Genomic DNA, 6619 nt, shown 5'->3' with positions numbered 1-6619 from the left:
AAGTATAGAACATTTGTTTTCAAGATAAAGAAATAATTATAATTTTAATAGTATAGACATATAAATTTTTTTAAAAAATGTATATAAATGTAAAAAAAACTATTAATTATATAAATAGTGACTTTTTTATAACTAAGGGTCACTTTTTCCTTTATTTTACATTTATTGTATCATGCTTTTTTATTTATTTCAATCTTATACTACTTTTTCCCAAAATATTATTATTATTTTTTTATCTTTTTCGACTTTATATTTTTTATACATAATGCTTAAATTAATTAAACTCATTTTATTATTCTACAAATATAAAATAACAAAAAACAAGACTAAAACAAATAATTTTTTATTTTAAACCTTCACCCTTCTATTTTCAATTACTTGAATTACTCCACCTTAACTACCTTAGGTAACGTTTGAAGGTGGAAATTCTTATTTGATAGTACTTTTATACTAAGCATTCATAGGCTCTAAGGGCTGTTCCATCCCCACTAATCTTAATCCTTCTTTTAATATATTTACACTGGCATTTATATCTCTGTCATGTTGTGTATTGCACTCTTGACAAACCCATTTTCTAAGTGATAAGTATATTTCATGCTTACATCTCCACCCTACTTACGTTGAGGATGGAGTATTTTGCCTATCTTTGATAAATTTTATAACTGTATCTCACAATACAAATAATCAAATATTCTAAACTCTAGAGACTTTATAAACTACATTTCTAGCTTGTGGTAATTTCCCATCTGGAACACCAACAGCAATACCAAATGGTACACAATATCCTTCTGGTATATTTAATAATTCTCTGTATTTTTTATTTGTATCAAACTTCATCGTTATCGATTCTGATTCTTTTACATCATCTTTATCTAGAACACTTACAAGACCCACAATGTCACCTTGCTCAACAGGTGTAAATAGTCCCCTAACCATTCCTATTATGCAACTCCCAAGTCCTAAAGCTTGTGCAGCTGTTGTTATGTTTCCTGTAAGTATTCCCGCGTCATATGGAGCCCATGAACTCTCTTCGTCATAAGAAATAAATAAAACAGTTGGTGCACCATAAAATAATTTAAAATTTTTATTTATTTCAACGTTACTAACTTCATGAATTCTAGAAAGAGTATCATCACTAATCTCTTTTAAAAGTTTTTGGTCTTGTACAACAGTTATGTGCCATGGCTGTTTATTACACCCTGAAGGTGCTGCAAATGCACAATGTAATAATGTATCTAATTGTTCATCTGTAATTTGCTCTGTTGTAAATTTTCGTATACTTCTACGCCCTTGTATCAAATTTATTGTTTGATTGTCTTGTAAATTATTCATTATATCTATTCCCCCTTTTATGTATTTGTTATCTTAAATACCAAATCTTTAGAAACTTAATTTTATAATTAAGTTTCTTTATATTCTTATTATAATTATTTTTAGCTTACATGTGAAGCTTTTATAATATCAAAATATCAATATATCTACTCTACAAATAATCTTCAATAAAAAACTGGTATCACTCAACTATAGAAAATATCATTTTTCTACAGAACGATTAATACCAGTAAAGTTGATAAAATATACTATATTAATTTAAAGGACCCCAACCAGTTTTGGTATGAATCTCTGTTTTTACAGACGTAACTGTATCTGTATCAACATCCCATGACCTACCTGCAACAGAAATACCATTGTTACCTTTATACCATCTACCTTCATCATAATCATAAACTAAAGATGTGTACCAATTACCTCCAGTCTTATCATTTGCAAATACAACTACAGTAGCATCAGATTTAGTAGGATTATATGCATATGGTTGTATATATAATGTTGCCTTACTTAAATTATATTTCTTCTTAAATTCATCTGGAATTGTAGGCCAGCCTTTTTTATATTTATTATCTAGTAAATAATTTCTAAAAGCATCATTCCCTTTTGAAGACCCTGGTATTACAGAAGGGTCTACTGCAAAAGATGCAATTAAATCTTTCATACTTTGATGTACATCCCTAGCCATCTCAACACCATCTGGATGTTCTGTACAAGTAACATAAACTCTTGCAATACTTTCTTCTCCAGTTATTCCATCATAACCATCATCAAACTCTGCTGAATATGTTCCACCTGACTTACACTTTGGCTCTGTTTCAAAATACTTACCATCTGTATTCTTTAATACATCTTTTATAACCTCTTTTTTATCTTTACTAGGTTCCTCAGCTACAGCAATAACAATTTGAGTCTTTATATTTTCCCTATTAGAAAGACATGTTACTGCTTTACTTTTTTCTATATTTTTAAAAAGTGCTGGTAGTGCAACTATAACCAAAATTCCTATTATAGATATAACTACCAATAATTCAATTAGTGTAAAACCCTTTTTATTCATAATAATCATTCCCATTAAATAAAATTATAGTATTTACTTTAACATGCTATATAGCAACAAAGTGTCTACATAAAGCTCTTCCAACAAAAACTCCCAAAATACTTAATGTCAAGTTAAAAAATATGTTTAGTCCAAATAATATATAATTCCCGCTATCAAAAAACTTTACAGTTTCAAAGCTAAAAGTAGAAAATGTAGTTAGTCCTCCCATTAAACCAGTTGTCAAAAACAATTTCAAATTATTAGAAATAGAATTTGTTCTTATACTCATTTCCATCACAAAACCAATTAAAATTCCACCCATAATATTGACCACTAAAGTCCCAAATGGAAACTTAGTTCCTACAAACTTTAGAGATATTAAATATCTTAATATAGCTCCCAAAAATCCACCAATACCAACATATAATACTTGAATCACATGTAACACCTACCCCAAATAACTAAATCACTTCCATATTAAAATTCTATGTCTTCAACCTCTATTCCGTCAATTGCATCCTGTACTAATTTTTCTATATCAAGTGACAGCTCAGATTTTTCTATTTTCTCTAGTCTAGGCTTAGTGACAGGTTTTCTAGGAGAAAACACGCTACAGCAATCTTCTTCAGGTATTATAGATGTTTCAAAAGTCCCTATTTTCTTAGCTATATCAACTATGTCTGATTTATCCATAGCTATAAGTGGTCTAAATACTGGTAAATTTACAACAGCATTAGTGCAAGTAAGCCCTTGTATAGTTTGAGATGCAACTTGGCCAATACTTTCACCTGTAATCAAAGCATCACAATGTCTTTTTTCAGAAAGTCTTTGTGCTATTCTCATCATAAATCTTCTTGAAAGAATAGTAGCTTCTTCTTCATTACAATTCTCACCAATTGCTTTTTGTATCTCTAGTATATTTACTTTATGAAGTCTTACTCTACCACAATATTTAGCTAATATCTTAGCTAAATCTTTAACTTTTTCTTGTGACCTTTCACTTGTGAATGGATAGCTATGAAAATGTACTGCTTCTACTTCCATACCTCTTTTCGCAACCATCCATGTTGCTACTGGACTATCTATACCACCTGATAAAAGAGACATCGCTCTACCATTAGTTCCAAGTGGCAAACCACCATATCCAGGTATAGTATCACTATAAACCATAGTATGAAATTCTCTGTATTCACATTTTATTTTAACTTCTGGATTTCTTACATCAACATCAATTCTATCTCCTACCTTTGATAATAAGTATCCACCTATATCCATACTCATTTCTTGAGAAGTTAATCTAAAAGACTTATCTCCTCTTCTTGACTCTACCTTAAAAGTTTTATATCCAGCATCTATTTTTTCTTCTAACATCTTTAAAGCTATTTCTTTTAATGTATCATAATCTTTTTTAGCTCTTACTCCAGGACATACACCTACTATACCAAATACTTTTCTAACTTCTTCAATTACTTCTTCATAATCATAATCTTCTAAATCAACATATATTCTTCCATACTCTTTATATACATTAAATTTGCCAATTGGCTTTAACATATTTCTTATATTTCTTATAAGTCTATTCTCAAATATATATCTATTTTTTCCTTTTACTCCAATTTCTCCATACTTTACTATTAATATATTATACACCATTTCACCTCTTAAACTACTTTCTTCTTATTATTTATACAGTATTCTTTATTTCTTTCTCATTATTGACCTTAAATCACAAATTGATTCTTTTAATACTTTCACAGCTTCAAATATTTCATCTTCTGTGTTCATATCAGATAGGCTAAACCTTATTGTTCCATTGATTTCTTCATTTGTAAGACCTATAGCATTTAAAACATGACTACCTTTTTTCTTAGAAGAGCATGCAGAACCAGTGGACACATAAATTCCTTTTTGCTCTAGGTAATGAAGTAAAACTTCTCCTTTTGTACCTATAAATGATACATTTAATATATGACATACGCCATCTTCTGGAGAATTAATTTTTATATCTTCTATATTCTCAATTATTTTATTTCTAAATATGTTTTTTAAGTTATTTATCTTCAAAATAACAGCATCTAAATCTTTACTTAATATATTTACAGCTTCTCCAAGCCCATATATTCCAGGTACATTTTCTGTTCCAGACCTAATTCCAATTTCTTGTCCTCCTCCTGTTAGCATAGGCTTTAAACGATTGTTTTCCTTAATATACATAAATCCAATTCCCTTTGGACCATGAAATTTATGTGCACTTACACTCATAAAATCTATATTGCATTTAGATGGCCTAAAGTTTATTTTACCATATGATTGAATGGCATCTACATGAAAATATATCTTCTCTTTTAAAGACTTCAGATATTTTCCAACTTCATCTATTGGCTGTATAGTTCCTATTTCATTGTTAACATGCATCATACTTACTAAACATGTAGTTGATTTTATAGTATTTTTCAAATCTTCTATATTTATCTTTCCATCTTTTCCGACCTCTAAGTAAGTTACTTCGAATCCATCTTCTTCTAAATCTTTTAATGTATTTAAAACAGAAGGATGTTCTATATTTGTAGATATTATATGATTTCTTCTCTTCTTATTTATATTGGCAATACCTCTTATTATGGTATTATTACACTCTGTACCACCTGATGTAAAATAAATCTCTTTATCTTTCGCTCCTAGAGATTTAGCTACAATCTGTCTTACTTCTTTTATACCTTTTTCAACTTCCACACCTTTTCTATGAACAGAAGAAGGATTTCCATAATCCGTACTAAGTGCATATACCATTTTATCTATAACTTCTGGATAAGGTTTTGTAGTCGCACTATTATCTAAGTATATTTCCAACTTAATTACACCTGCCTTTATTTAAAATCTTCAACTCTAATTATTATACCATTAATTACAGTATTTTTTTTGTTAATCTTTATTAAAAAGATAATCTTAAGTTTATAGAATCTTCTTTCATAAAAATCTAGTTTTTTCACTCAACTACAAAATTTTATGTTAAAATATAATATGTTTATACTATACCCTACAAAAATACGTGATAACATACAATATATGATAAAATAATATATTATATTATACATATGCTTATTTTTGCTATAAAGTCTATTTTTATAAGCTTACTTGTTATAAAAATAACTTTTATAATTTATATCAAAAAAAATATTGATTTTTGTGTCGCATTTTGTTATAATAAATTAAGGTTATCCCCCTGGTAACCCTAGTTAGTTAATATATCTATTCCCAATACCCTTTCATAAGGATATATTTTATATTTATTAAAAATCGAATTAATATCGGAAACTAATTCGATGGAAAAAAAGAGCTTACCCCGAGCTCTTTTTTTTTCTACAAAAATATAATATCAAGTTAAAATAAAGTTAATATCAGTATAATTTAAATTTTAAAAATTATATTAATTATCACTAAAAAAGGATGTATTGAATTTCTAATATCAATACATCCTTTTTTTATATATTATAACACTTTTGCTAAGAATGATTTTGTTCTCTCATGTTTTGGATTTCCAAAGACTTCTTCTGGAGTATTATCCTCAAGAACACTTCCTCCATCTATAAAAATAACTCTGTCTGCAACTTCTTTTGCAAATCCCATTTCATGAGTTACAATTGCCATTGTCATTCCTTCTTTAGCAAGCTCTTTTATAACATCCAAAACTTCATTTACCATTTCTGGGTCAAGAGCAGATGTTGGCTCATCAAATAACATCATATCTGGTTCCATAGCAAGAGCTCGTGCTATTGCTATCCTTTGCTTTTGCCCTCCAGATAATTGTGATGGATACGAATCTTTTTTATCTAAAAGACCAACTCTACTTAATAAAACTTCTGCTTTCTTTTCTGCTTCTTCCTTAGTCATTTTTTTTAATTTAATTGGTGCCAATGTTATATTATCTAAAATAGTCTTATGTGGGAATAAATTAAAGTTCTGGAACACCATACCTATATTTTGTCTAACTTCATCAATATTAGTTTTTTTATCAACTAAATTTTTTCCTTCAAATATTATCTCTCCACCTGTAGGTATTTCTAATAAATTCATACATCTAAGAAGTGTACTTTTACCAGAACCACTTGGACCTACTATAACCATTATTTCGCCTTTAGCGATTTCTAAGTCTATATTTTTTAATACATTTAAATCTCCAAAAGATTTACTTAAATTTTTTATTGTAATCATATTATCACTTTCCTTTTATACTATTCTATGTTTTAT

The 6619-nt window shown here is 28.3% G+C and carries 7 protein-coding genes; all 7 read right to left on the bottom strand.

Features of this window, described 5'->3' with window-relative positions; all coding sequences use genetic code 11:
• Window positions 1-450: 450 nt before the first annotated feature.
• Complete coding sequence (locus tag KGF48_RS05350) at window positions 451-591, bottom strand: zinc ribbon domain-containing protein (RefSeq protein ID WP_413894784.1); 141 nt, start codon at window positions 589-591, stop codon at window positions 451-453.
• A 102-nt stretch (window positions 592-693) separates the two neighbouring features.
• Window positions 694-1332 carry a nitroreductase gene (locus KGF48_RS05345; protein ID WP_227829501.1) on the bottom strand — a complete coding sequence of 213 codons (639 nt, stop codon included), beginning with the start codon at window positions 1330-1332 and terminating at the stop codon, window positions 694-696.
• A gap of 253 nt (window positions 1333-1585) precedes the next feature.
• Window positions 1586-2389 (bottom strand): prepilin-type N-terminal cleavage/methylation domain-containing protein, encoded by an 804-nt coding sequence (locus KGF48_RS20535; protein WP_285891666.1) that lies wholly within the window; start codon window positions 2387-2389, stop codon window positions 1586-1588.
• A 46-nt stretch (window positions 2390-2435) separates the two neighbouring features.
• The gene (gene crcB, locus KGF48_RS05330; RefSeq protein ID WP_227839036.1) at window positions 2436-2810 is read right to left on the bottom strand and encodes a fluoride efflux transporter CrcB; all 375 of its coding nucleotides are present in this window, start codon (window positions 2808-2810) and stop codon (window positions 2436-2438) included.
• A gap of 38 nt (window positions 2811-2848) precedes the next feature.
• A complete protein-coding gene (gene thiI / locus KGF48_RS05325; protein WP_227829499.1) occupies window positions 2849-4024 on the bottom strand; it encodes a tRNA uracil 4-sulfurtransferase ThiI in 1176 nt (391 codons plus the stop codon).
• Between the two features lie 45 nt (window positions 4025-4069).
• The gene (locus tag KGF48_RS05320) at window positions 4070-5221 is read right to left on the bottom strand and encodes a cysteine desulfurase family protein (RefSeq protein ID WP_227867810.1); all 1152 of its coding nucleotides are present in this window, start codon (window positions 5219-5221) and stop codon (window positions 4070-4072) included.
• 639 nt (window positions 5222-5860) lie between these two features.
• Entirely contained in the window at window positions 5861-6583 is a 723-nt protein-coding gene (locus KGF48_RS05315) for an amino acid ABC transporter ATP-binding protein (protein ID WP_227839038.1), read from the bottom strand.
• Window positions 6584-6619 lie beyond the last annotated feature (36 nt).

Origin of the sequence: Clostridioides sp. ZZV15-6388 (assembly GCF_020657755.1) — a bacterium.
Taxonomy (GTDB): Bacteria; Bacillota; Clostridia; order Peptostreptococcales; family Peptostreptococcaceae; genus Clostridioides.
This window is presented reverse-complemented; position numbering and strand designations above follow the sequence as displayed.